Source organism: Deinococcus radiopugnans ATCC 19172, from assembly GCF_006335125.1.
GTDB lineage: Bacteria > Deinococcota > Deinococci > Deinococcales > Deinococcaceae > Deinococcus > Deinococcus radiopugnans.
Map to the genome: position 1 here is coordinate 1 of NZ_VDMO01000037.1, position 23,337 is coordinate 23,337.

19 protein-coding genes are annotated in these 23,337 nt (G+C 68.8%); 11 read left to right on the forward strand and 8 right to left on the reverse strand.

The window, feature by feature from the left end; translation table 11 throughout:
* Positions 1 to 776: ATP-dependent metallopeptidase FtsH/Yme1/Tma family protein (locus FHR04_RS19295; RefSeq protein WP_249039230.1), on the forward strand; the 776-nt coding region annotated here is incomplete at its 5' end.
* A gap of 202 nt (positions 777 to 978) precedes the next feature.
* Here FHR04_RS19295 and FHR04_RS19300 read toward each other — a convergent pair.
* The 5 genes from FHR04_RS19300 to FHR04_RS19320 all read right to left on the reverse strand — a co-directional run bounded on the left by FHR04_RS19300 (position 979) and on the right by FHR04_RS19320 (position 4,171).
* Entirely contained in the window at positions 979 to 1,614 is a 636-nt protein-coding gene (locus tag FHR04_RS19300; RefSeq protein ID WP_139404828.1) for a hypothetical protein, read from the reverse strand.
* Complete coding sequence (locus FHR04_RS19305) at positions 1,611 to 2,177, reverse strand: GNAT family N-acetyltransferase (protein WP_139404829.1); 567 nt, start codon at positions 2,175 to 2,177, stop codon at positions 1,611 to 1,613. The genes FHR04_RS19300 and FHR04_RS19305 overlap by 4 nt, the downstream gene beginning before the upstream one ends.
* A gap of 63 nt (positions 2,178 to 2,240) precedes the next feature.
* Positions 2,241 to 2,624 (reverse strand): diacylglycerol kinase, encoded by a 384-nt coding sequence (locus FHR04_RS19310; protein WP_139404841.1) that lies wholly within the window; start codon positions 2,622 to 2,624, stop codon positions 2,241 to 2,243.
* Positions 2,625 to 2,626: 2 nt separating this feature from the next.
* Complete coding sequence (gene ybeY, locus FHR04_RS19315; protein ID WP_139404830.1) at positions 2,627 to 3,094, reverse strand: rRNA maturation RNase YbeY; 468 nt, start codon at positions 3,092 to 3,094, stop codon at positions 2,627 to 2,629.
* A 78-nt stretch (positions 3,095 to 3,172) separates the two neighbouring features.
* On the reverse strand, positions 3,173 to 4,171 hold the full coding sequence (locus tag FHR04_RS19320; RefSeq protein ID WP_375782595.1) for a PhoH family protein: 999 nt from the start codon (positions 4,169 to 4,171) through the stop codon (positions 3,173 to 3,175).
* Between the two features lie 435 nt (positions 4,172 to 4,606).
* Between FHR04_RS19320 and aroE the strand changes: the two genes are divergently transcribed.
* The 4 genes from aroE to FHR04_RS19340 all read left to right on the forward strand — a co-directional run bounded on the left by aroE (position 4,607) and on the right by FHR04_RS19340 (position 10,926).
* Complete coding sequence (gene aroE, locus FHR04_RS19325; protein WP_249039231.1) at positions 4,607 to 5,452, forward strand: shikimate dehydrogenase; 846 nt, start codon at positions 4,607 to 4,609, stop codon at positions 5,450 to 5,452.
* Complete coding sequence (locus FHR04_RS19330; RefSeq protein ID WP_249039232.1) at positions 5,449 to 8,970, forward strand: CHASE domain-containing protein; 3,522 nt, start codon at positions 5,449 to 5,451, stop codon at positions 8,968 to 8,970. The genes aroE and FHR04_RS19330 overlap by 4 nt, the downstream gene beginning before the upstream one ends.
* Positions 8,967 to 10,247 (forward strand): ATP-binding response regulator, encoded by a 1,281-nt coding sequence (locus FHR04_RS19335; protein WP_170214038.1) that lies wholly within the window; start codon positions 8,967 to 8,969, stop codon positions 10,245 to 10,247. Before FHR04_RS19330 ends, FHR04_RS19335 begins: the two co-directional genes overlap by 4 nt.
* Before the next feature lie 112 nt (positions 10,248 to 10,359).
* Positions 10,360 to 10,926, forward strand: a complete 567-nt coding sequence (locus FHR04_RS19340) for a DUF1802 family protein (RefSeq protein ID WP_139404832.1) — start codon at positions 10,360 to 10,362, stop codon at positions 10,924 to 10,926.
* 42 nt (positions 10,927 to 10,968) lie between these two features.
* Here FHR04_RS19340 and FHR04_RS19345 read toward each other — a convergent pair whose 3' ends face one another.
* Positions 10,969 to 11,430 (reverse strand): hypothetical protein, encoded by a 462-nt coding sequence (locus tag FHR04_RS19345; protein WP_039685873.1) that lies wholly within the window; start codon positions 11,428 to 11,430, stop codon positions 10,969 to 10,971.
* Positions 11,431 to 11,627: 197 nt separating this feature from the next.
* Between FHR04_RS19345 and FHR04_RS19350 the strand changes: the two genes are divergently transcribed.
* The 6 genes from FHR04_RS19350 (at position 11,628) to FHR04_RS19375 (ending at position 19,480) form a co-directional block, all read left to right on the forward strand.
* On the forward strand, positions 11,628 to 12,407 hold the full coding sequence (locus FHR04_RS19350; protein ID WP_139404833.1) for a class I SAM-dependent methyltransferase: 780 nt from the start codon (positions 11,628 to 11,630) through the stop codon (positions 12,405 to 12,407).
* Positions 12,404 to 13,372, forward strand: a complete 969-nt coding sequence (locus tag FHR04_RS19355; protein WP_139404834.1) for an NAD(P)H-dependent glycerol-3-phosphate dehydrogenase — start codon at positions 12,404 to 12,406, stop codon at positions 13,370 to 13,372. Before FHR04_RS19350 ends, FHR04_RS19355 begins: the two co-directional genes overlap by 4 nt.
* Before the next feature lie 270 nt (positions 13,373 to 13,642).
* Positions 13,643 to 16,651, forward strand: a complete 3,009-nt coding sequence (locus tag FHR04_RS19360; protein ID WP_139404835.1) for an adenosylcobalamin-dependent ribonucleoside-diphosphate reductase — start codon at positions 13,643 to 13,645, stop codon at positions 16,649 to 16,651.
* A gap of 740 nt (positions 16,652 to 17,391) precedes the next feature.
* A complete protein-coding gene (locus tag FHR04_RS19365) occupies positions 17,392 to 17,736 on the forward strand; it encodes a hypothetical protein (protein ID WP_139404836.1) in 345 nt (114 codons plus the stop codon).
* Positions 17,737 to 17,813: 77 nt separating this feature from the next.
* Entirely contained in the window at positions 17,814 to 18,755 is a 942-nt protein-coding gene (locus tag FHR04_RS19370) for a diacylglycerol/lipid kinase family protein (protein WP_139404837.1), read from the forward strand.
* Between the two features lie 2 nt (positions 18,756 to 18,757).
* Entirely contained in the window at positions 18,758 to 19,480 is a 723-nt protein-coding gene (locus tag FHR04_RS19375; RefSeq protein WP_139404838.1) for a PHP-associated domain-containing protein, read from the forward strand.
* Positions 19,481 to 20,311: 831 nt separating this feature from the next.
* Here the strand turns inward: FHR04_RS19375 and rny are convergent.
* The gene (gene rny, locus FHR04_RS19380; protein ID WP_139404839.1) at positions 20,312 to 22,012 is read right to left on the reverse strand and encodes a ribonuclease Y; all 1,701 of its coding nucleotides are present in this window, start codon (positions 22,010 to 22,012) and stop codon (positions 20,312 to 20,314) included.
* A gap of 220 nt (positions 22,013 to 22,232) precedes the next feature.
* Positions 22,233 to 22,967: a dienelactone hydrolase family protein gene (locus tag FHR04_RS19385; protein ID WP_139404840.1), complete on the reverse strand. Its 735-nt coding sequence runs from the start codon at positions 22,965 to 22,967 to the stop codon at positions 22,233 to 22,235.
* Positions 22,968 to 23,337 lie beyond the last annotated feature (370 nt).

Consider the following 23,337-nt stretch of genomic DNA (forward strand, 5'->3'; position numbering starts at 1 on the left):
AGAACCTGCTGAACGAGGCGGCGCTGCAGGCGGCGCGCGAGGGGCGCAACCGGATCACCGGGCGGGATGTGGACGAGGCCCGGGACCGGGTGCTGATGGGGCCTGAGCGGCGCAGCATGGTGGTGCGCGAGGCGGACCGCAAGGTCACGGCCTACCATGAGGTCGGCCACGCCCTGGCCGCCCAGCTGCTGCCCCACGCCGACAAGGCCCATAAGCTGACCATTGTGCCGCGTGGCCGCAGCCTGGGCTCGGCGCTGTACACCCCCGAAGACCGCATGCACCACACGACTGGCGCGCTGCTGGACCGCATCTGCGTGGCGCTGGCCGGGCACGCCGCCGAACAGGTGGCCACCGGGCAGGTCACCACCGGGGCCGCAAACGATTTCCAGCAGGCCACCAACATCGCCCGCCGCATGGTCACCGAATGGGGCATGAGCGAGGTGGGACAGCTGGCGCTGGCGCAGGAAAGCAGCGCCTACCTGGGCTACGGTCCCCAGCAGGGGGTCTACAGCGATCACACCGCCCAGCAGATCGACCACGAGCTGAGCCGCATCCTGAACGGCCAGTTCGAGCGGGCCGTGACCCTGCTGACCGAGCATGTTCATGTGCTGCACCGCCTGACCGACGAGCTGATCGCCCGCGAGAGCCTCAGCGGCGAGGACGTGCAGACCGTGCTGGCGGGAGGCACGCTGCCGCCGCTGGACCTGCCCGGTGCGGCGCCAGCGTCCGGGGACGACGCCTCGGCCACCGGCGGCCTGAAGCCCGGCCCGGCCTGAGCGGTCTGGCCCTGAACCGCGACAGCGCCTCACCGTGACGGGTGGGGCGTTTTGCGGCTGGGCCGAGGACGGCTTGCCCTTTCACCCTGCCTGCCCGGCGGAGACGGGACCGGCGACTCCGGCTTATACGGATTCCGTTTTTCTCCTCCTCGCGCTGCTCGGATTTCCAGGTGTTTTCAACACCTTTCAATCGGAGTCCGTATCAGTCCCAGTCCCATTCGCGCCAGTCGCTGGCTCTGGCCCTGCCCCCCTTGCGGCCTTGCTCGGCCTCCTGCTCCGGTGGAAGTGGATGTGGGGAGGGATACCACGGGTAGGCGGCGGCCAGCGCCTCGTCCAGTCGTTCGCGCAGCAGCTCGCCCAGGCGGGCCTCCTCGCTGGCGGTCAATCTGGGAATCTCGCGCCGCAACCGCTCCAGGGCGAAGTCAATCCCGGCCAGATACGGCTCGCGCGCTTTTCTGACCGCGCCCTTGCGCAGGGGCTCGGGGTAAATGCTGGGCGTGTAGGACGTGGCCGCGGCCTCCAGCAGCGCAGCCCGTTTGGCCTCGCGGACCGCGCGGTTGCGTTCGGCGCGTTCGCGGGCGTCGGCGGCGCGGGCCTGGGCGGCCAGGAAGGTGTCGTCGCGCTCGACCTCCAAGACACGCTCCTCGGCGTACAGCTTGACGGGCGGCAGGCGGCGGCGGCCCATCCGCAGGCCGTTGGGACGGGTCTGGTCGTGCTCGCCCAGGAAGCGGGCGATCAGCGTGGGCGTCCAGCCGCGGTCCTTGAGGTCCTGCGTCGCCAGAAAACCGGGCGGGTTCAGCGGCGGCCTGTCCCTGCCCCGGCCGGTGGGCTGGGTCATGGGCGGGCGGTCGGCTCGGCGGACGTCCACTCGCGGCGCAGCAGGTCCAGGCGCACGCTGTCGTAGCGCGCGCCGTCCACCAGCCGGGCCTCGCGAATGCGGGCGGCTTCCAGAAAGCCCAGCCGCCGCGCGGCGTGGATCATGCGTTCGTTGCCGCCCCAGGTGGTGAAGGTCAGGACGTGGGCGTCGGTCTCGTCGAAGGTGGCCGTGACCCACAGCCGCAGCGCCCGCGTGCCGATGCCGTGGCCCCAGTGCGCCGGGTCGTAGATCAGGATGCCCAGGTCCCACCAGCCGCCGCCCGCCGGTTCCTCCTGGCTGCGGTTGACCATGCCCACGCACTCGCCGTCCACGTCGATCACCCGTTCGTCGGAGCGGGTGGGCGTGCGTTCCAGCCGTTCCACGTAGGCCAGCAGCGAGGCGGTGGTGGCCGCCGCGTGAAAGTACGGCGCGTCCCACCGGCGCCATTCGGCGTCGGCGTCGGCCAGCCAGCGCCGCAGCACCGGCAGGTCCCGTGGTCTGCGGCCCCGCAGCGTCACGGCCTGGGTCAGGGGAAAGGAGGGCATGCCGCCATGATTCCAGACTGGGCGCCGCCCGGATGAGAGGGGGGATTCACTCTGGGCAGCAGCCTAGCGCCCACTAACCCAGCCCCACAGCGGTGGCCCCAGCATGGCCAGCCCCACCACCAGCGCCCCGCTGGCGGCCACCAGCACCGCCCCGGCGGCGGCGTCCTTGGCGACCCGGGCCAGCGGGTGCAGCTCTGGACTGGCCAGGTCCACCACGGCTTCCAGCGCCGTGTTCACCAGCTCCAGCGCCAGCACCAGCGCGCAGGCCAGGGCCACCGGTGCCAGAGGGGCGCGCAGCACGGCGGCCAGCGTCAGGGCCAGCGCGCCCGCCCAGACCTCGATGCGGAAGTTGGCCTGCGAGCGGTAGGCATGCCGGACGCCGGCCCAGGCAAAGCCCGCCGAACGCCACCAGCGTTTCAGGCTCAGGGCCGAGCCGTCCGAGCGCACCGTCAGGTTCCGGCGGGCAGCGCGGCCTCGGCGGCCTGCCACGCCGCGTGGAACACCGCCCATTCGGGGCCGGTCGCGCCTTCCTCGTAGCCCAGGCCCTCGGCGTGCGGGTGGTCATGGCCCACCAGATGGGTCAGGCCGTGGCTGGCCAGCAGCGTGACCTCGCGGGTCAGGCTGTGGCCGCGCGCCTGGGCCTGCCGCGCCGCCGTGTCCAGGCTGATGATGATGTCGCCCAGATGCGGCGGCACGAAGGGATCGCCCGGCTCCCAGGTGGGAAAACTCAGGACGTCGGTGGCGGCGTCCTCGCCCCAGTGGTCGCGCTTGAGCTGCCGGATGGTCCGGTCCCCCACCAGCACCAGCGTGACCTCGCGGTCCCCCACGCCGAAATGGGCCATCGCCGCGCTCAGGCCCGCGCGCACGGCGGGGCGCAGGCCAGGAGGCGGGGTCTTGCGGGCCAGGAGGTCGATCATGGCGGACAGCGTAATGCAGGCGGGTGACAAAAAGGAGGAGCGGCGCGTTGATCTGCGCCGCTCCTCCAGCCGTTCTGGCTAGCCCTGCGGCTGCGGGTCGCCCTCGGCTTCCGGAATGCTGGCGAATTCGCCCCGGCGCGCGGCCCGCCGGTCATCCTCGGCGTTCTCGGCGGTCTCGTAGGCCTTGATGATCTTGCCCACCAGCGGGTGACGCACCACGTCCACCTCCGTGAACTCGTGCCACGCGATGCCCTCGATCTGGCTCAGCACGCGCTTGGCCACCGCCAGACCGCTGGTGATGTGGCGCGGCAGGTCGATCTGGGTCACGTCCCCGGTGATGACCACCTTGCTGGAAAAGCCCATGCGGGTCAGGAACATCTTCATCTGCTCGCCGGTGGTGTTCTGCGCCTCGTCCAGAATGATGAAGGCGTCGTTCAGCGTGCGCCCGCGCATAAAGGCCAGCGGCGCGATCTCGATGACCCCGCTGGTCAGGTAGGCCTCGAACTTGTCCTGATCCAGCATGTCCTGCAGGGCGTCGTACAGCGGACGCAGGTACGGATCGATCTTGGCCTGCAGGTCGCCGGGCAAGAAGCCCAGTTTCTCGCCGGCCTCCACCGCCGGGCGGGTCAGGATGATGCGTTTGACCGCCTTGGTTTTCAGCGCCTGAATCGCCATCGCCACCGCCATGTACGTCTTGCCGGTCCCGGCCGGGCCGACGCCGAAGGTGATGTCGCTGTCGGCGATCCGTTCCAGGTACAGCCGCTGCCCCGGCGTCTTGGGCTTCAGGCCGCGCGGCAGGCTCAGCCCCGGCATCTGGGTCTCGGCGGCCAGGCTGCGGCCCTCGCCGCTCATGCGGGCGCTGCGTAACAGGCTCTCGGGGGTCAGCTCGCCGCCGCCGCGCACCACGTCCAGCGCGTCGCGCACCATGCGTTCGGCCTGCTGGACCTCGGCGGCGTCGCCGGTGATGGTCACGGTCTCGCCGCGCGCCACCAGCTTGGCGCGGGTCAGCTCGCGCATGCGGCGCAGGTTGGCGTCGCCCGCGCCCAGCAGGGCCAGGGCCTCGCGCTGGTCTTGCAGGGTGACCGTGGCACTGGGAGACGCGCCTGCGGCGGAAGAGGGCTGGCTGGTCTGAAGCTGGTCTTGGGGATGCAGGTCAGTCACTCGGCTCCTGTGGTTGGCCTGGCGCGGTCCAGTGTGGCGCCACGCACGGCGCACCCTCCCCCGAAGTCGGCTTCGGCGGGTGGGAAAAGAGGAAGGGTCATTCGGATGGCCCCATTGTCGGCAGTGCGCGGAAGCTGTGGCGTGGTCTGCGGCACATTCTGCCCTGGACGCCCTGCGGCGCGCCGGAAGGCCTGAAATTTATGACCGCCTGTACAGCAAAAGCCCCGCGTCTGCCCAGGAACGCCGGGTCCCATTTGATGGCTCCCAGTTGACGGGGACGTGAGGAAACCCCTAACCCGCACTGTCGGCCGCGCAAGGATTCCGTCACAGCGCGCGGCTACACTGGAAGCTGTGAACGTGCCGGACCGTCCCCACGCCCCTCAACACGCCTATCTGTTCGCTGACCCGGCGGCCCATTCGCTGTCCCCGCAGATGCACCGGGCCGCCTTCGCGCACGCCGGTATCGACGGCGGGTACACGGCGCGGCGGGTGGGGGCCGCCGGGTTGCCGGAGGCGGTGGCCGGACTGCGGCAGCCCGGCGTGCTGGGGGCCAACCTCAGCCTGCCGCACAAGGAAAGCGTGCCCGCGCTGCTGGACGATCTGACGCCAGCAGCGCGGGCCATCGGCGCCGTGAACACCGTGATTCATAGCGGTGGCCGCCTGCGCGGCGACAACACCGACGCGCCCGGCCTGCTGGCCGCGCTGGCCGATGCGGACGCGCCCACCGGGGGCCTGAGCGTGGTGCTGGGTGCGGGCGGCGCGGCGCGGGCGGCTGTCTATGCCCTGAGACAGACGGGGCATGACGTGCTGGTTGTCAACCGCACCCACGCCCGCGCGCAGGCGCTGGCCGCCGAACTGGGCGGGCGGGCGGCGTGGCCCGAGACCGCGCCGTGGTCCGCCGTGACCCTGCTGGTCAATGCCAGCAGCGCCGGACTGGACGCGCCGGACGACTCGCCGCTGCCCACGTTTCCGCGGCTGGACCGCCGCGCCCTGGTCTACGACATGGTGTACCGCCCCGCCGAGACCCGGCTGCTGCGCGACGCCCGCGCGGCGGGCCTGCGCGCCGAGAACGGGCTGGGCATGCTGGCGCATCAGGCGCGGCTGGCCTTCACCGCGTGGACCGGGGTGGACGTGCCGGTGACGGTGTTTCTGGAGGCGCTGAAGGCGGCAGAGGCGACTGGAGACCCCGCGCCGTGACGGTTCCCGCCCCTCTGGCCTCGTCGGCGGCCCGCGCCGCGCAGCGTGCGCCGCTGCTGGTCATGGGGCTGATCCTGCTGCTGTCGCTGACGGCGGCGCTGGTCATTTCCGGCTTCGTGCAGGCGCAGCAGCGCGGGCGCTTCGAGCGCGAGACGCTGGCCTACACCCTGGCCCTCAAGGACCGCGTGAACGACTATGACCGCCTGCTGCGGACCGCGCGGGCAGCGTGGCAGGTGCATCCCGACCTGCTGGACGAGGCCGAGTTCGTGCGGTTCGTGGACGGCATCGATCTGGTGCGGCGCTATCCCGGCGTGCAGGCGCTGGGCTTCGGAACCTGGCTGCCGGACGGCGACGCGGCGGCGCTGACCGCGCGGCTGCGCCGGACCGTCACCCCCGACTACACGGTGCGCGAGGGGTCCGAACCCCAGACCGCCCGCGTGCCGATCTCGGTGATCGCGCCCCCCAACGCCGAGAACCTGGACGCGCTGGGCTTCGACCTGTACAGCGAACCGGGCCGCCGGGCCGCGCTGAACCTGGCCCGTGCCAACGCCGACGTGCAGGCCAGCGGGCGCGTATCGCTGGTGCAGCGCGACGAGACCGGTGAGCTGCTGACGGGCTTCCTGCTGATGCTGCCGGTGTGGCCGGAGGGGCAGGCCGCCGGCCAGACAGCGGAGCCGGAGGGCTTCGTGTACATGGCGGTGCGTGCCGATCAGTTCCTGGGCGACCTGCGGCCGCCGGGCCTGCAAGATGGGCTCTCGGTGGGGGTCGAGCTGGGCGGCCAGCCGCTGGCGCAGGCGGCCGGCCCGGCGTACTTTCACGACGGCCTGAGCCTGACGCTGGCCGGGCAGCCGTGGAGCCTGAGCTACGCCGCGCCGCGCAGCTTCGGCCAGGACGCCGCCGCCGGTGTGCCGGTGCTGGTCATGCTGGCGGGCCTGTTGATCTCGGGGCTGGCGTACCTGCTGGTGGGGGCGCAGGTGCTGGCCCGCAGCCGCGCCGAGGCGCTGAACGTGTCGCTGGGGCAGGCGCGGGCGCGCCAGGAACAGGCCCGCGCCGAATTCGAGGCGATCTTTCAGTCGATGCAGGACCCCGCCGCCTTCACCGACCCGCAGGGGCAGATCCGGCTGGTCAACCGCGCGTTGGAGCGGCAATTCGGGTACCCGGCGGCGGCCCTGATCGGCCAGCCGCTCTCGGTGCTGCACTGCGACGCCCGGCTGGCCGAGCGGCAGACTTTTCAGGTGCTGACCACGCCGTACCGCCGCGCCGACGACAGCGTCTTTTCCGGCGAGGCCCAGCGCAGCGCGGTGCAGGACGCGGGCGGCGAGCGGCTGGGCCTGCTGGAGGTGGTGCGCGACGTCAGCGAGCGCCTGGCCGCCGAGCAGGCCGTCCAGCGCGGCGAGCGGCGCTACCGGGGCGTGCTGGACGCCATTCCGCACATCCTGCAGGTCAGTGACGGCGCGGGCCGGGTCACCTACGTCAACACCCAGCACCGCGAGCTGCTGGGCGGCGCGGACCTGAGCGCCCGCATGACCCCCGAGGGCCGCGCCGCCTCCGAGCGGCTGTGGCAGGAGGTGCGCGAGCGCGGCGCGGTGGGGCAGCACACCGCCAGCGCCGAGGTGCAGCTGCAGGTGCAGGGCGGCAAGCGCCGCTGGTTTACCCTGCGGCTGTCGCCCATCCGCATGGAGGATGACACTAAGGGCGGGGCCGGAGCGCAGCCGACCGAGGAATGGATCACCTCGGCCACCGACATCCATGACCGCCTGACCGCCGAGCGCCGGGCGCAGCGCAACGAGGAGCGCTACCGCAGCGTGCTGGAGGGGCTGCCGCAGATCGTGTGGCAGGCCGATCCGCGCGGCGAGTCGCTGTCTTTTAACCGGCGCTGGGAGGAGTACGTGGGGCCGGAGCGGGCCACCGCCGGCTTCCTGGGCCTGCTGCACCCGGAAGACCGCGCCGACTACCAGCGGCGCTGGGCGGCCGCGATCCGCAGCGGGCAGCCGTTCGAGGCCGAGCACCGCCTGCGCTCGGCGGCGGGCCGTTACCGCAGCTTCGTGACGCGCGGCCTGCCGATTCTGGACCCGTCGGGCGCGGTGCTGGAGTGGGTGGGCACCAGCACCGACGTGGACGACTCGGTCGCCGAGGAAAACGCCGCCCGTCTGCTGGCCGACATCTCCGAGGACCTGGCCGCCCGCCGCCCGGAGCCCCGGCTGCAACCGGTTCGCCCGTCCGCCGCGCCCCCGCTGCTGCTGCCGCCCTACCTGAGCGCTCCGGCCCAGGGCCGTCCGGCGGTGTACCGCGCCGCCCTGGGCCGCCTGACCGCGCGCTTTGCCGAGGGGGCGGCGCTGTGGTCCATCCGGGCCGGGCCGCCGGAACTGCTGGCGTCCTCGGCGCTGCATCCGGCGTGGCAGACCGGTCACATGCGGACCTTTCTGGAGGGCCTGCTGGAGCAGGTGATCCGCACCGAGGACCCGCTGTTCCTGCCGTCGCATCCCCTGCTGCACGGGGTGAGCTGCACCGGGGCGTTGCTGTACCCGCTGCTGGGCGCGGGCGGGCGGCTGTGCGGCGTGCTGGGGCTGTTCTACCGTCAGGAACTGACCGGGCGCGATCACGACCTGGCCCAGGAGATCAGCGGGCGCTTTGCCGCCGCGCTGGACAACGACGCCCTGCAGGAACGGGTGGCCCAGGCCCAGCGCGAGCTGCAGGCCCTCAACCTGTCCCTCGAAGACCGGGTGCAGCGGCGCACCGAGGAACTGGAACACGCCAACCATGAGCTGGAGGCCTTCAGCTACAGCGTCTCGCACGACCTGCGCACGCCGCTGCGGCACATCGTGGGCTTTGGCGATCTGCTGGGCAAGGAACTGCTCAGTCAGCAGGCCAGGAGCGAGCGCGAGGGCACCGGCACCGGCGGCGGCCTGAGCGCCAAGGGCCAGCGGTACCTCAACATCATCACCGACTCGGCGGGGCGCATGAGCCAGCTGATCGACGACCTGCTGGAGTTCTCGCGCATGGGCCGCCAGGAACTGCGCCGCGAGAGCGTGGACCTGCGCGCCCTGCTGAAGACGGGCTGGGACGCCCTGGAACCGGACCGCGAGGGCCGCCAGATCACCCTGACGCTGCCCGAGACCCTGCCACAGGTGCCGGGCGACGCGGCGCTGCTGGGGCTGGTGGTCACCAACCTGCTGAGCAACGCCATCAAGTACACCCGCACCCGTGAACATGCCGTCATCGACGTGAGCGCCCAGGCAGACGCCCGCAGCGTCACGTTAACGGTTCGTGACAACGGCGTGGGCTTTAATCCCGAATACCTGGATAAACTGTTCGGCGTGTTTCAACGTCTTCACCGCGCCGATGAGTTCGAGGGCATCGGCATTGGCCTGGCCAACGTCCGGCGCATCGTGACCCGTCACGGGGGCCGGGTGGGGGCCGACGCCCGCCACGGCGAGTGGGCCGAGTTCTGGATCACCCTGCCGCTGGACGGGCCGCCTGAGCCGCTCCCGGCAGCCGCAGCCGGGGAGCGGGCATGACCGACTCGGCGGGCGTGGAAGGCGGGGCCGCTGCCCCGGCGGTCAGCGGTCTGAGCCGCCCCCCGGCAGAGCCGGCAGCCGCCCCCCATCACAGCTACCGCTTCCCCGATCCCGGCGAGGCGCTGAACGTGCTGCATCTGGAAGACAGCGAACTGGACCATGAACTGGTGGTGATGCACCTGGACGGCGAGCTGCCGTGGCCCCTGCAGGTGCGCCGGGTTGAGGACGAGGCGGCGTTTCTGGAAGCCCTCAACACGGACCCGCCCCACCTGATCCTCAGCGACTACGCGCTGCCCAGCTACGACGGCCTGAGCGCCTACCGCGCCGCCAGTGCCCGGCTGCCCGAGGTGCCGTTCATCATCGTGACCGGCGCGCTGGGCGAGGAAGTGGCGGTCGACACCCTGCGCCAGGGCGTGACCGACTACATCCTCAAGCAGCGCCTGGACCGGCTGGCGCCCACCATCCGCCGCGCGGTGGCCGAGGTCGAGGCCCGCGCCAGCCGCGAGCGGGCCGAGCAGGAGGTCTTGAGCCTCAACCGCGATCTGCAGGCCCGATTGATCGAGGTCGAGCGGCTGCGCAACACCGCCGAGCGCCAGAGCCAGCGCCTGGAGGTGCAAGCCAAGCAGCTCGAAGAGGCGCTGAACATGCAAAAGACCTTCCTGGCCGAGACCAGCCACGAGCTGCGGACCCCGCTGACGGCCCTGCACGGCTACCTGCGCCGCGCCGAGCGCGAGGCGGGCGGCTCGCAGACGCTGCTGGACGCCCAGCGGGTGGCCGAGAACATGACCCGGCTGGTCAATGACCTGCTGCAGCTGTCGCGCGGCGAGCTGGTGCAGGGCATCGAGATGCACTTCATGAACCTGGGCAAGGTCATCGCGCAGGTGGGCCGGGATTACGGCGTGCGCGCCGACCAGAGCAACACCGACACCGAGATCGTGGGCGATCCGGTGCGCCTGAGCCAGGTGTTCATGAATCTGGTGACCAACGCCATCCGGGTCAGCGGCTCGCCGGAACTGGTGCATCTGGAAAGCAGCCTGCGCCCCGGTGAGGTGGAGGTCCGGGTGGTCGACCGTGGCCCCGGCGTTCCGGACCCGATCAAGCCGCGCATCTTCGACAAGTTCTTCCGGGGCAAGGAGGCTGGATCGGCGGGCCTGGGCCTGACCATCGCCCAGCAGGTCGTGACGTCGCACGGCGGAACCATCGACGTGATCGACACGCCCGGCGGCGGGGCCACCTTCCGGGTCCGCCTGCCGCTGCCCGACGAGGAAGACGAGTAGGCACTCTGGTGGTGGCCTGTGGTCAGCGTGACGACACCGGTTTCCCCGTGAGACACACGGCCCCCACAGAGGGACGGGCAGGTCTCCCCGGCCTCCGGGTTACCCTCTGCCCATGACCCTGTCCCGCCCGCCTGCCCTCAGTGCCCTCAAGGAATGGGACGCCCAGTGCCAGCTGCTGACCCTGGGCCGCGTGTCGCTGCTGCTCCGCAAGGGCGGCATCCTGGAAACGCACGACGGCTTCGAGGTCGAACACCGCCGCTTCCTGCTGTACCCCACCTTCCTGCACCAGAACCCGCAGGAATTGCAGCCCCAGTACCAGCCCTTGCTGCGTCCTGACCCTGCCCCTGGCCAGATCGTGCTTCCGGCCCTGGCGGAGGTGGTGGCTGTTCATAAAGTCGAGTCCCTGGAGGCGGCCCTGCGGCTGGAACCCCTGCAGGCGTTGACTGCCGGGGCCATCGAACGCCGCTTCCACTACCGCAACCGTCCCTGGATTCACGCGCTGCTGCTGCGGGTGCGCCCGCTGGTCACGCCGCTGACCCTGGAAGAAACGCCGGACCTGCTGGGGTGCGTCAGCTGGGTGCCGCTGGGGGACGCGGCGGCGCAGGCGGGGGTGGCGGCCGTCGGTGAAGCCGGGCTGCATGACCGTCAGGACGAACTGGAACGTCTGCTCACGGCCTGAAAAAGGGAGGCGCGTGGCCTCCCAGTTCAGTTCGGATGCGGTTTACTGCGCTTCCAGGTCGTAGTTGTTCAGGATGGTGGTCTGCACGTTGCCGTCAGGATTGACCAGGTTCCAGCCCGTCTTTGTGCCGGCAAAAAACTGGTTGTCGTTCTGGGCAAAGGCCAGGCGCTTGCCGTTGTCCTTGCTCAGCACGGTGTCGCCCGCGTCGTAGCGGTTGTCGCCGTTGGCGTCGCGGAACACGATCACGCGGTAGGTGCCGTAGGGCACGTTGCTGGGCAGGTCCAGCGCGAAGCCGCCGGTCAGGAACTTGTCGATCAGCTGGCTCTGGGTGCCGTCGGCGGTGTACTTGCCGTCGTTGAAGCCCACCAGGGCCAGGCCGAGATTCTGGTTGGCCGCGAAGCCGCGCAACTGGCCCGTCACGTCCTTCTTGACGGGATTGCCGGCCAGGGTACAGGCGCTGAGGGTCAGGGTGCCGAGGGCCAGGGGAATAAGCAGCTTGTTCATGGGAAACCTCCGTGAATAGGGTTAGGGAATACAACTTTGACCCTCCTACCGTAGCGGCAATGGCCGGGTAGAACCACCGTGAAAGCCTTCCCGCTCGACTCATCGGACGTTCATGGGGCCTGGATTTTCAGACGGAACCTGACGCCGCCTTGAGGTGGGAGCCTCTGAAGGGCGGGGCCGCCTCTATACTCCGGTTCATGCAGCGCCCACCGTTCACCGCCCTCGCCGCCGTGTACGACGCGATCATGGCGGACGTGGAGTACGACTACTGGGCCGATTTCGTCCTGACCTACGCCCGCGATGGGGGCCTGACGCTGGAGGGGGCCGCGGCGTTGGATCTGGCCTGCGGCACCGGCGGCTTCACGCGCGAACTGGCGGCGACCGGCCTGCGGGTAACCGGCCTGGACGTCAGCGAGGACATGCTGCGCGAGGCCCGCACGCGGTTGCCGGGGGTGGAGTTTGTGGCGGGTGACCTGCGAACCTTCACGCTGCCGGGGCGCTTTGACCTGGTCACCTGCGTCTTCGACAGTCTGAACAATTTGCTCAGCGTGGAAGACCTGACGGCGGCCCTGACGCGGGCGCAGGCACACCTGAAGCCCGGCGGCCTGCTGGTCTTCGACGTGAACACCCGCCTGGGCGTGCGCGAGCTGTGGGAGGGCGACGCCATCGAGGGCCTGGCCCCACTGCCGGGCGGCGGCGAGGTGCATTACCACTGGTCCCACCACCATGACGCGGCCAGCGATCTGGGCGTGGTGCAGGCCTTTTGCCGCGTGGAGGAGGGCGGCGAGCTGCGCGAATTCGTGGAGACCCACCGCGAGCGCGGCTACGATCCCGCCGATCTGGAAGGGCCACTCCAGCACGCGGGATTCGCCCGCTGGGAAATCGTGGAATATCCCGATTACGCCCCGCCCATGCCCGACGTGCCGCGCGTGTGGGTCTTCGCGTGGGCAGCTGAAGAGGCTGGGGCAGAAACATGAGCGTCCTTCCGGTGCTGGGCGCGGGCGGCTGGGGCACGGCGCTGGCGGTGGGGGCGGCGCGCAACGGGCGGGACGTGACCCTGTGGGCGCGACGGCCCGAACTGGTGACCGAACTGGAACGCACCCGCGTGAACGCCGACTACCTGCCGGGCGTCGTGTTGCCGGAGGGGCTGCGTTTCACCGCTGATCTGGGCGAGGCCATCAGAGGCGCCGACTTCGCCCTGATCGTCGTGCCCAGCGTGGGCGTGCCGCCACTCCTCGAACAGCTTCCGCGTGAACTGGGCGTGGTGCTGTGCGCCAAGGGCCTCGCGCCGGACGGCGGGCCGTTGACGGGGCTGGCCCGCGAACTGGGGTTTGCGCGGGTGGCCGTCCTGAGCGGCCCCAACCACGCCGAGGAGATCGGGCGCGGCCTGCCCGCGGCCACGGTGGTGGCCAGCGCCGATCAACCCCTTGCCCTGGCCGTACAGTCGGCGCTGATGTCCCCGGCCCTGCGCGTGTACACCAGCGCCGACGAGGTGGGCGTGGAACTCGGCGGCGTCCTGAAAAACGTGATGGCGCTGGCCGCCGGACTGGTGGACGGCCTGGAACTGGGCGACAACGCCAAAGCCGCCCTCATCACCCGTGGCCTGCGCGAGATGCGCCGCTACCTGCTGGCCCTGGGCGCGCAGGAGGACACGGTGTACGGCCTGAGCGGGCTGGGCGATCTGGTCGCCACCGCCACCAGCCGTCACAGCCGCAACCGTGCGGCGGGCGAGGCCATCGCGCGCGGCCAGCACCCCTCGCCCGGCGGCCAGGTGGTGGAGGGCCTGCGGACAGCGGGCCTGCTGGACGCCTGGGCCACCGCCCACGGCCATGACCTGCCCATCGTGCGGGCGGTGGCGCGGGTGACCTCGGGAGAGTGGGCGCCTGGGGTGGGCGTCGCCAGCCTGATGGAGCGGGATGCCAAGGCGGAGGAACACGGCTAGACTCCGGGCCGCCAGCCGCCGTCACAGCGTCCACGACAGCCGTTTTGCGTCAGGCGCGGGTGGTGTGAATCGCCGCATCTTGTACAACATTCGGCAGACAGGTACAAGCCCTTGTACGCGCCGGGGGGCAGTGGTACAGTCGAGTCCTAGCCGGACACCGCGTCCTTCCCCGAGTTTCGAGTGCTCCCTTTTCCTGCCGCCCTGTCGGGAGGCGGGGCCGCCTGCTGCCGTTTCCTCGTCCCCACGCCCCCTCTTTCAAGGAGTTTCGCCATGACCACCCTTCCCGCCCAGCCGCTGACCACCTTCGACGACAATGCCCAGCACATCGCCCGGCGGCAGTACCTGCAACCCGGTGACGGCGATATCGGCGGCATGTTCCGGCGGATCGCGAACTGGGTGGCCGGGGCGGAAGTTCCAGAGGCGCGCCTCTCGTGGGCGCAGAAGTACTACGATCTGATGGCGGGCAAGAAGTTCTGCCCCGGCGGCCGCGTGCTGGCCGGAGCGGGCACACAGCACGGCAACGTGCTGAACTGCTTTGTGCAGGGCGCAACCGAGCATGACCCGGCCAGTTTCGAGGGCGTGATGGAAGTCGCCAAAAAGCTGGCCCTGGTGACCAAGGTGGGCGGCGGCAACGGCGTGAACCTGGACGTGTACCGCCCCCGCGCCCAGGGCAGCCGTCCCGACGCGGGCGTGCGCGGCTGGGTCTACATGAGTGCGGCGCACCCAGACGTGACCGACTTTACCCTGGGCCTGATGCGCCCGCCCACCCAGCCTGACGGCGACAAGCAGCCGGTGGCGGTGCGCAACTGGACGCGCGTGGTTTATGGTCAGGCCGTGCCCGCCGAACTGGTGGCGCTGGCCCGGCAGAACGGCGTGTCTGTCGTGCGTGCCCTGCCCGAGGGGGTGCAGGCTGTGCCTGACGATATGGGCGGCATCGTGGACGCGGCCCGCAAGGTGGCCGAGGACGCCAAACTGGGGCTGGAACCCCGCCTTGACCTCTCGGAAATGCGGGCCGAGGGTGCGCCGATCAAGGGTTCAGGCGGCACCAGCAGCGGCCCGGTCAGCTTCTTGATGGAGATTTTCGACAACGTTCTGGAATGGGCCAACCGGGGCGCGGAGGACGCGGGGCCGATCAACACGCTGCGGTACGTGTACGCGCCCGTCTTGCGGGTGGTCAGGCAGGGCGGCACGCGCAGGGGCGCAGGCATGGCGACCATCTCCATCGCGCACCCCGACGTGCTGGATTTCCTGACCGCCAAGGATCTGGACCGCGAGGCGTCCGAGGGAGATATCTCGACCTTCAACATCTCCATCCTGGTCACCGGGAAGTTCTGGGACACGCTTCAGGCCGGTGGCGTGTGGCCCATGAACGCGCAGGAGGTGCCGGGCAAGTACTACCTTGCGCCCCAGGAGGGGGGCTTTGACGGCCAGTGCCCCGAACTGCCCCAGCGCGCCGAGGACGGAGCGCGTGGTGTGCCGGTCTACGCAGTCGGCAAAGGCAAGAGCGCCGGGAGCGGCATTCCCGCCGCGTGGCTGTGGGATCAGATCGCGCAGCACGCCTGGAGCACGGGGGAGCCGGGATTGATCTTCAATGACCGCGTGAACGAATTCAGCGCCCTCAAGAACTTGGGCGAGCGCTACGAGATTCGCAGCACCAATCCCTGCGGCGAGATCCCGTTGACGGTGGGCGAACCCTGCGATCTGGGTGCGATCAACCTCGCCGCCTACGTGGACAACAGCACCTTCGACTACGCCACCTTCCGCGCCGATGTCCGCACCTGCGTGCGCTTTCTGGACGACGTGCTGGACGTGAACGTGTTCGCGCTGGAGGACAACCGCGTCGCCAGCCAGGATTTGCGCCGTCTCGGATTAGGCGTGATGGGGCTGGCCGACGCTCTAATCAAGCTGGGCCTGCGCTACGACAACGAGGCGGGCCGCGAGACCATCATGGACATCATGTCGGCGCTGCGCGAGGAAGCGATTGCCGAGAGCGAGCGCCTGGGCCAGGAGCGCGGCGTCTACCCGGTCTACACCCGCAACGCGGACAGGATGCCCCACGCGCCCCGGCGCAACGTGGCGGTGCTGACCGTGGCCCCCACCGGCACCACCTCCATGCTGATGGGCGTTAGCTCCGGCATCGAACCCGTGTTCTCGCCGTTCATCTGGCGCAAGATCGGCAGCGAGTACCGGGCGCTGCTGGCCCCCCTCTTCGTGGAGCTGCTGGAAACCTACCCCGCGCCCACCGGCATCCAGAAGGACGGCGGCTGGGACTGGGACAAGGTCACTGAAGCCGTCAGCGAGAACCACGGCAGCGTGGTGGGCCTGCCGTTTATTCCCGATGCCTTGCAGCAGGTGTTCGTGTGCGCCCACGACATCGCGCCGCAGGATCATGTGCGGATGCAGGGCACGGTGCAGCGGGCCTTCGACGCCGAGGGCTTCGCGGGCAACAGCCTGTCCAAGACCATCAACCTGCCCAACAGCGCCACCGTACAGGACGTGCAGGACGCCTACAGCGAGGCGTACCGCACCGGCTGTAAGGGCATCACGGTCTACCGCGACGGCTCGCGCCAGTTTCAGGTGCTGAGCACCAGCAAGAAAAAGGAGAAGAAGGAAGGTGATGCCCCCGCGCAGGCCGCCGCCGAGGTGATGGGCGAAGAGGCTCCGGCGCAGCCTGTGACGGCCCAACCTGCCGCCGCCCCCGCTCCTGCCCGTCCGCAGACCCCCAGCAAGCCGCAGTACGAGCGCCCCGCCCGCCTCTCGGGCATCACCGACATGGTCAAGCTGACCGATCCCACCAGCGGGCACCGCCGCTCGTTCCTGGTCACGGTCAACCACCTGAACGGCAAGCCGGTGGAGGTCATGGTCATCAGCGGGCGCGCGGGCGACGAGGCCAACGCCGACAGCGAGGCGCTGGGGCGCGTGGTGTCCATCGCGTTGCAGCACGGCGTTCCCGCCCAGGCGTTGATCAAGACCATGCGCGGCATCAACGGCGGGCTGTACGGCAGCTACAACGGGCGCTTGGTGGGCAGCAAGGCAGACCTGATCGCCGTGGCGCTGGAAACCTTCCAGAAGGACATGGCCGCCGGGCAGATCGCCGCGCAGGAAGCGGCGGGCCTGCCTCCCCTGGCCGGAGGCAGCGGCGTCGGCGCGGCTGGGGTCAGTGTGGAGGGCATGGACGGCGCATCCCGCGAACGTTGCCCCGTCTGCGAGGAACGGGCCGTGATTCGCGAAGAGGGCTGCCTGAAGTGCCAGGCTTGTGGTTACAGCAAGTGCGGGTGAGGAAAACGGGGGCTTCGGCCCCCATTTGCAACGCTCGATTTGTATAGGAGGTGATTGAAATGAACTCGACGCTCTAGGCGAACCTAGAACGTCGGAAACCAGAACATCTCGGCCTTGGGAGGCTATCTATGACTGGCTACTCTGCGAAAGTGTCCAGAGCTTACCCTCCCCAGGCCAGAAAGGCAACTCGGCGACAATCCGCCCGCCTCATCTGTCTAGTACTAAAGGAGAAGTATGCCTCGCAAAACTACCGGCGCAAAAGCCGCGTCCGCAGCATCTAAAGTTCTCTCAAACCCCAAAAGCTCAAAGGCTGAGAAGCGTGCAGCAGCAAGTGCCCTCAGTCAAGTCGAGAAGGGGAAGAAATGAAATCCTCGCATACAAGTCTGGATATGACCGTCCGTGTGAAAGGTCTGCTTTCCTCTCTCTACAAGGCACAGGTGACAGTGGAGAAGCACCCCTGTCCCTACTGTGGAGGTCAGGCGCAAGTACATCTTCATGATGGGAAAGTCGATGCTGTTCCTTGCTGTGACACATACGGGCCAGATCTTCAGCATCTGATCGACTTCAACCGATAAGATTTTGCGTTTGGGGCCACTCTTACGCGAAGGTGACCCCAACCAGCGGTTGATAATGATTTTTTGATCTTCCGCCCTTGCCCCCATTGCTCTTACAGCCAAAGGGTGGGGGCGTTTTCATGCTCGCTCAGCCACGGGGACGGCAGTTTTCCCTTACCCTGAGCCATGAACCTCGACGATTACCGCCGCCCCGGCCCGGCCCGATTGCGCCTGTACCTGTCGCTGCTGCTGATGTTGGTGCTGACCGCCGCCCTCGGCAAAAAACGCGACGGCGATCTGGGCACGCTGGAAACCCTGAAACGCAGCTCGTTCGCGCGGATCATGTTCATGGACATCGGCGCACTCAGCACGCTGGGGGCGCTGTATCTGGCCCTGAACGGCAAATCGCGGGTGCGCGTTCCGGCGGCGCTGGCCTCGCTGGCGGTGGGCAGTTTCTCGCTGCTGCCCGCCCTGGCCTACGAGGACTGGAAGGCCATGCAGGAGGGCGCAGACCAGCCGCCCCAGAACTGAGCCGCAGTGGGGGAGACCCGCCCCTTCTTCAACCATTGCTCAAGCCACGCTTCGGGGTGAACGGCTACAGTTTGCCCATGACGGCCCATCCGGTTCCGGCAGTTTCCCCTGGCTCTGCCCAGGGGGCGGCCACCCTGATCTTCAATGCCGGGGCCGGGGGCAGCAGCCACAGCAGCCCCGAGGCGCTGGCCGAGGCCCTGCACCACGCCGGCTACCGTCCGGTCTACCGCGCCACCGACGGCGAGGCCGACTTGCGCGCGGCCCTGGCCGATGTGTCCGGCCCGGTGTTCGTGGCGGGCGGCGACGGCACCGTGCGGGCGGCGGCGCTGCATCTGGCGGGGCGGGCGGACGTCACGCTGGGCATCATTCCCATGGGCACCGCCAACAACGTGGCCCGCACGCTGGGCATCGCCGGAGACCCGCAGGCGGTGATTGCCGCCTACGCCGGGGCGCAGGCCGCTCCCTTCGATCTGGGCCGCGTCACCGCTCCCTGGGGGCAGGACGTGTTTCTGGAGGCGCTGGGCTGCGGCCTGTTCGCCGAGGTCATGGCCGCCTACGATCCCCAGCAGGGCAAGAGTCCGCTGCGGGCGGTGGGCGCGCTGGGCGAGGTGATGCGGGCCTTCACGCCGCCGCCGCTGACCCTGACGCTGGACGGCGTGGCCCAGCCCCCGCTGGACTGCCTGCTGCTGGAGGTCATGAACACCCCCGCCACCGGCCCCCGCCTGCCGCTGTGCAGCGGGGCCGATCCCGGCGACGGCCTGCTGAACGTGGTGCGGGTGGACGCCAGGGACGGCGAGGGCCTGCTGACCTACGCGGCGGCGCTGGCGGCCGGGGACTTCGCGCAGCTGCCCAGCGTCACCAGCACCCCGGCCCGCTGCACCGAGATCCCGTACTGCGGCCAGCCCTTCCACGTGGACGGCGAGGTTCGCCCCGCCCGGCCGGACACGTTCGGCGTGGTGCGGGTGGAGGTCTGGGCGGCGGCCCTGCGGGTGCTGGTGCCTGCCGTAGAAGGAGGCTAGCCATGCAGAACAACCTGGTCTTTCGCGCGGGCGTGCAGGTGATGCGGGTGGACTTGCACGTCCACACCGAGGTCAGCCACGACTGCCGCACGCCGCTGCGCGACATTCCGGCGTGGATGCTGCGAACGAATACCCGCGTGATTGCCGTCACCGATCACGATCAGGCGCGCGGCGGCCCCGAACTGGCCCGCATCGTGGCCGATCTGGGCCTGCAAGACCGCCTGAGCATCATCCCCGGCGAGGAAGTCACCACCACCGAGGGCGAACTGAACGCCCTGTTCCTGCAAGAGCGCATCCCAAAGGGCCTGACCCCCGAAGAGACCGTGCGTGAAATCAAGGCCCAGGGCGGGCTGGTGATGCTCCAGCACGGCTTCGATCCCCTCAAACGCTACCGCCTGCGCCCCGAGGCCACCCGGCGCATTGCCGCCGACATCGACGTCGTGGAGGTCTTCAACTCGCGCCTGTCGCGGCACCACTGGAACGGGGTGGCGCTGGCCTGGGCGCAGGAGCGCGGTCTGCCGGTCTGCGCGGGCAGCGACGCCCACACCCTGCGCGACATCGGCGAGGCCTGGGTGGAAACGCCCTTCCGCACGGTTCGCACGCCCGCCGAGTTGCTAGCGGCGCTGCGCGACGGCGTCGTGGGCGGCCACTGGACGCACCCGGTCTACGCCTACGGGCGCAAGCAGTGGCGCACCCTGAACGGCCGGTTCCGGCGCCCCCGCTAACGCAGTGCCTGACACAACCAATAAAAAACCCGCCCTCTCGGACGGTGATAAGACAAAGATACCGTGGAATGCGGGATTTGTCAAATCTATGCATTGCCCCAAAATTCCCGCGTTGGGACGCTGTAAATCAAGAGACTCCGGTAGAAGCACTGCATACCCCGACGGTTGGCCCAGCCCACCAGATTCTTCGAGCATGACCAAGGACGCACAGGCATCGGCCAGAGTTGAGGCGTTATACGGACTCCGATTGAAAAGTGTTGAAAACACTTGGAAATCCGAGGGGGAGGAGCAGCGTCCTCATGGGCGTCTGTCCGCGACGATAGCGAGAACGAGGAAAACGGGTTCCGGACGTGGAGTGTAGAGATCGGAGCTGTCCCGATCTCTACACGAAACAGACGGAATCCGTGTCACTTCTTCAGCCCCCTAAGCTGGCAAGGCAGAAAACAAAAAACCCGCCCTCTCGGACGGTGATAAGACAACTATAGCGTGGAATGCGGCGCGTGTCAAATCTATGCAGTCGGTCTAAAACTTTCGTCTGGGACAGCGTTTGTAGAAGATGGACGACACCAGCTGTGAATAGGCGCCTGTGGCCTGAGAACGTCGTGGGTCACGTCAGGAAAAAAGTGGCTTCTCTCGAACCCAGAGAGCACACTGGCAATAAAAAACCCGCCCTTTCGGACGGTGATAAAACCAATATAGCGTGGAATGCGGCGGGCGTCAAATCTATGCAGTCGGTTAAAATCCCTGCGCTGGGACGACGTCGGGGAAGGGGCATTCGCAGCTTGGAGTGCATAGGGGCGGCCCCGCCGACGCTGGCCGCCCCGCTCCTGCCTAGTGGGCCACTTCCACCGCGCGGCTTTCCCGCACCACGGTCACCTGCACCTGCCCCGGATACTCCATGTCCTGCTCCACGCGCCCGGCGATTTCGCGGGCCAGCAGCACGGCCTGGGCGTCCGTGACCTTTTCCGGCTGCACGATCACGCGCACCTCGCGCCCCGCCTGGATGGCGTAGGCCTGCTGCACGCCGGGGAACGACACGGCGATCTGCTCCAGCTGTTCCAGCCGGCGCACGTAGGATTCCAGTTCCTCGCGCCGCGCGCCGGGCCGGGCCGCGCTGATGGCGTCGGCGGCGGCCACCAGCACGCTGTACAGCGTCTCGCCGTTCTCTGGATCGTGGTGGTGGGCAATCGCGTCGATGACCTCGTGCGGTTCGCCGAAACGTTTGGCGAGATTGATCCCGATCTCGACGTGGGTGCCCTCGATCTCGCGGTCGATGCTCTTGCCCACGTCGTGCATCAGGCCGGCGCGGCGGGCCAGCGCAGCGTCGAGCCCCAGCTCGTCGGCCATGATGCCGGTCAGGTGCGCCACCTGAATGCTGTGTTTCAGGACGTTCTGGCCGTAGCTGGTGCGGAAGTACATGCGCCCCAGCAGTTGCGTCAGCCCCGGCTTGATGCCCATCACGCCCGCCTCGATGGCCGCTTCCTCGCCCTGCGCGTGGATGAAGGTCTTCATCTCATCCTGCGCCTTGTGCACCATCTCCTCGATGCGGGTGGGGTGAATGCGGCCGTCGGCCACCAGCGCGTCCAGCACGTGTTTGGCCACCTCGCGCCGCACCGGGTTGAAGCTGGACAGGATCACCGCCTCGGGGGTGTCGTCGATAATTAGATCGACACCCGTCAGCGCCTCGAAGGCGCGGATGTTGCGGCCCTCGCGCCCGATCAGGCGGCCCTTCATGGCGTCGTTGGGAATGGGCACCACCGACACGCTCAGCGCAGCGCTCGTTTCGGAGGCGCTGCGCTGAATGGCCTGGGCAATCACGTGCCGGGCGTGCCGTTTGGCCTCGGCCGCCGCGCGCTCCTGCATCGCCTTGACCCGGATGGCCTTCTCTTCCTCCAGCTCCTCTTCCAGGTGGCCCATGATCTCGTCGCGGGCGGCCTGCGGCGTCAGGCCGGCCACCTCGTACAACTTGAGGTCAATGGCCCGGCCCCGCTCGGCCAGATCCGCCTCGTGTTCGGCCAGAATGCGCGAGCGTTCCTCCACCCGTTCTTCCAGCGAATCGAGCTTGTCGCCGCGCGCGTCGAGCTGCTCGGCCCGGCGGTTCAGGCGCTCGATCTCGCGCTTGAGTTCCTCGCGCTCGGCCCGCGTTTCCTTGCGGTCGGCGGCCAGGGCCTCGCGTTCCCGCGTGACCTCGGCCTTGGCCGACGTTCGCTCGGCCTCGGCCTGCGTGCGCAATTTGGCGATCTCCTCGCGCTGCGCGCCGAACTGTGCGCCCAGCGCCGCGACCTGCGCCTCACGCTCTCCGGCCTCCTGAATTCTTCTGGCGGCGTCCTGTCTGGCCTGGTCGGCCTGCTCCCGCGTTCCCCGCGCCTCGGCTTCTGCCGCCGCGCGAATGCGCTCCGCTTCTGCGCGGGCTTCTCGTTGCAGGCGGTCGTCGATTTCGGCCCGCTCCCGCAGGCCCCGCGACTGCCCTCCGACAAACCCCCCGACCAATCCGATCAGGAGCGCCACGATCACCCACAGCATCGTTGGCATATTTCGCTCCTTGTGGTTCTGTTTCAGGGCGGCCACAGACCGTGAAGAGGTCCGTCCCGCCCCGCAAAAAGTGAGAAAAGACGAACGCCGGTTAGATTCGGACGTTCGCCTCGCAGTCTAGCCCCAAACTTGAAGTCTGAAAGCGCTGCCGTGTCCAGACGGGTGATTGCTCTGGAATTGCTCTGGGTTGTGGGTGCGCTGGGCAGGCCGGGACGGGCCTTTATTTCAGTGTATCGCCGAAGTAGTTCAGCATTTCGCGCCGGCTGTCACGGCTGGCGTAGGTGTCGGCGATCTTGCCGTCCTTGAGCAGAAAGCTGTGCGGCTCGCCCTGATACACCGTCAGCTTGAAGTTCTTGTTCGCCGCGTCCAGTTTCTGCGCGTAGGCGTAGATGCTGGCAATCGGGCTGGGCTGGTCCCTGGTGCCGTGCAGGATCAGCATGGGCGCAGTCAGCTCTCCGATGAATTCGGCGGGCGCTTTGGGCTGCGTGGCCGTGCCGCCCGAATCGGGAAAGCCGTACCACGCCACCCCCGACTTGAACCCTTTCATCTGCGGCAGCAGCAGCATGGTGTAGCGTCCACCCGCGCAAAAGCCGGTCAGGCCCACGGCGTTCATGTTCACGTCCTTGCGGGCCGCCAGGGTTTTCAGGCCGTCCTCCACCAATGCCTTCACTACATCGTCACTGGGCTGCTTCTCGAAGGTCTGCCAGCCCAACGCCAGCGTCACGTACCCGGCCCCAGCCATCTCGTCCACCAGATCCTTGTAGCCCTGTTCCAGACCGTTAAAGGAGTGCAGCAGGATGACGGCGGCTTTGGGCGTAGCGCTGGCCGGCGCGGCCAGATAGCTCCTATACGCCTTGCCGCCGCTGGTCACATCCAGATCGGCGCCTTTCACGGCCTGTCCCAGGGCAAGGGAAGAGAGGGCAAGAGCCGAAACAGTCAGCATTCTGGTCATCATGGGTGAAACCTCCACTGTCTACTGTATTGGGACAGGAGAGGGCGCGGAGTGGGCGGCGACACTGAATGGGGGAACCTTCAGGGGATGGGCGCCGGGTTGGTGACCTCATAACGGATGACGTTGGAAATCCCTGGGTAAAGCAGTCTGAGTTTTGCGCGTAAGGGACTGAGTGGGTCGCCTCCCTGACCCACCACGCTGGCAAACTGGGCCTGCGCGTTGTCGTACCGGCTGAGACCTTCGCCTTCTAAGTAGATCGCGAATAGTTTTTAGATAAATTGAGCGTCCAGAATCGTTAAGGCCGCGTAGAGGGCCTTGCGCAATTCGGCGACAGTGTCATAGCAGCGCCTGGGCAGCAAAAATCCCTTAAGTC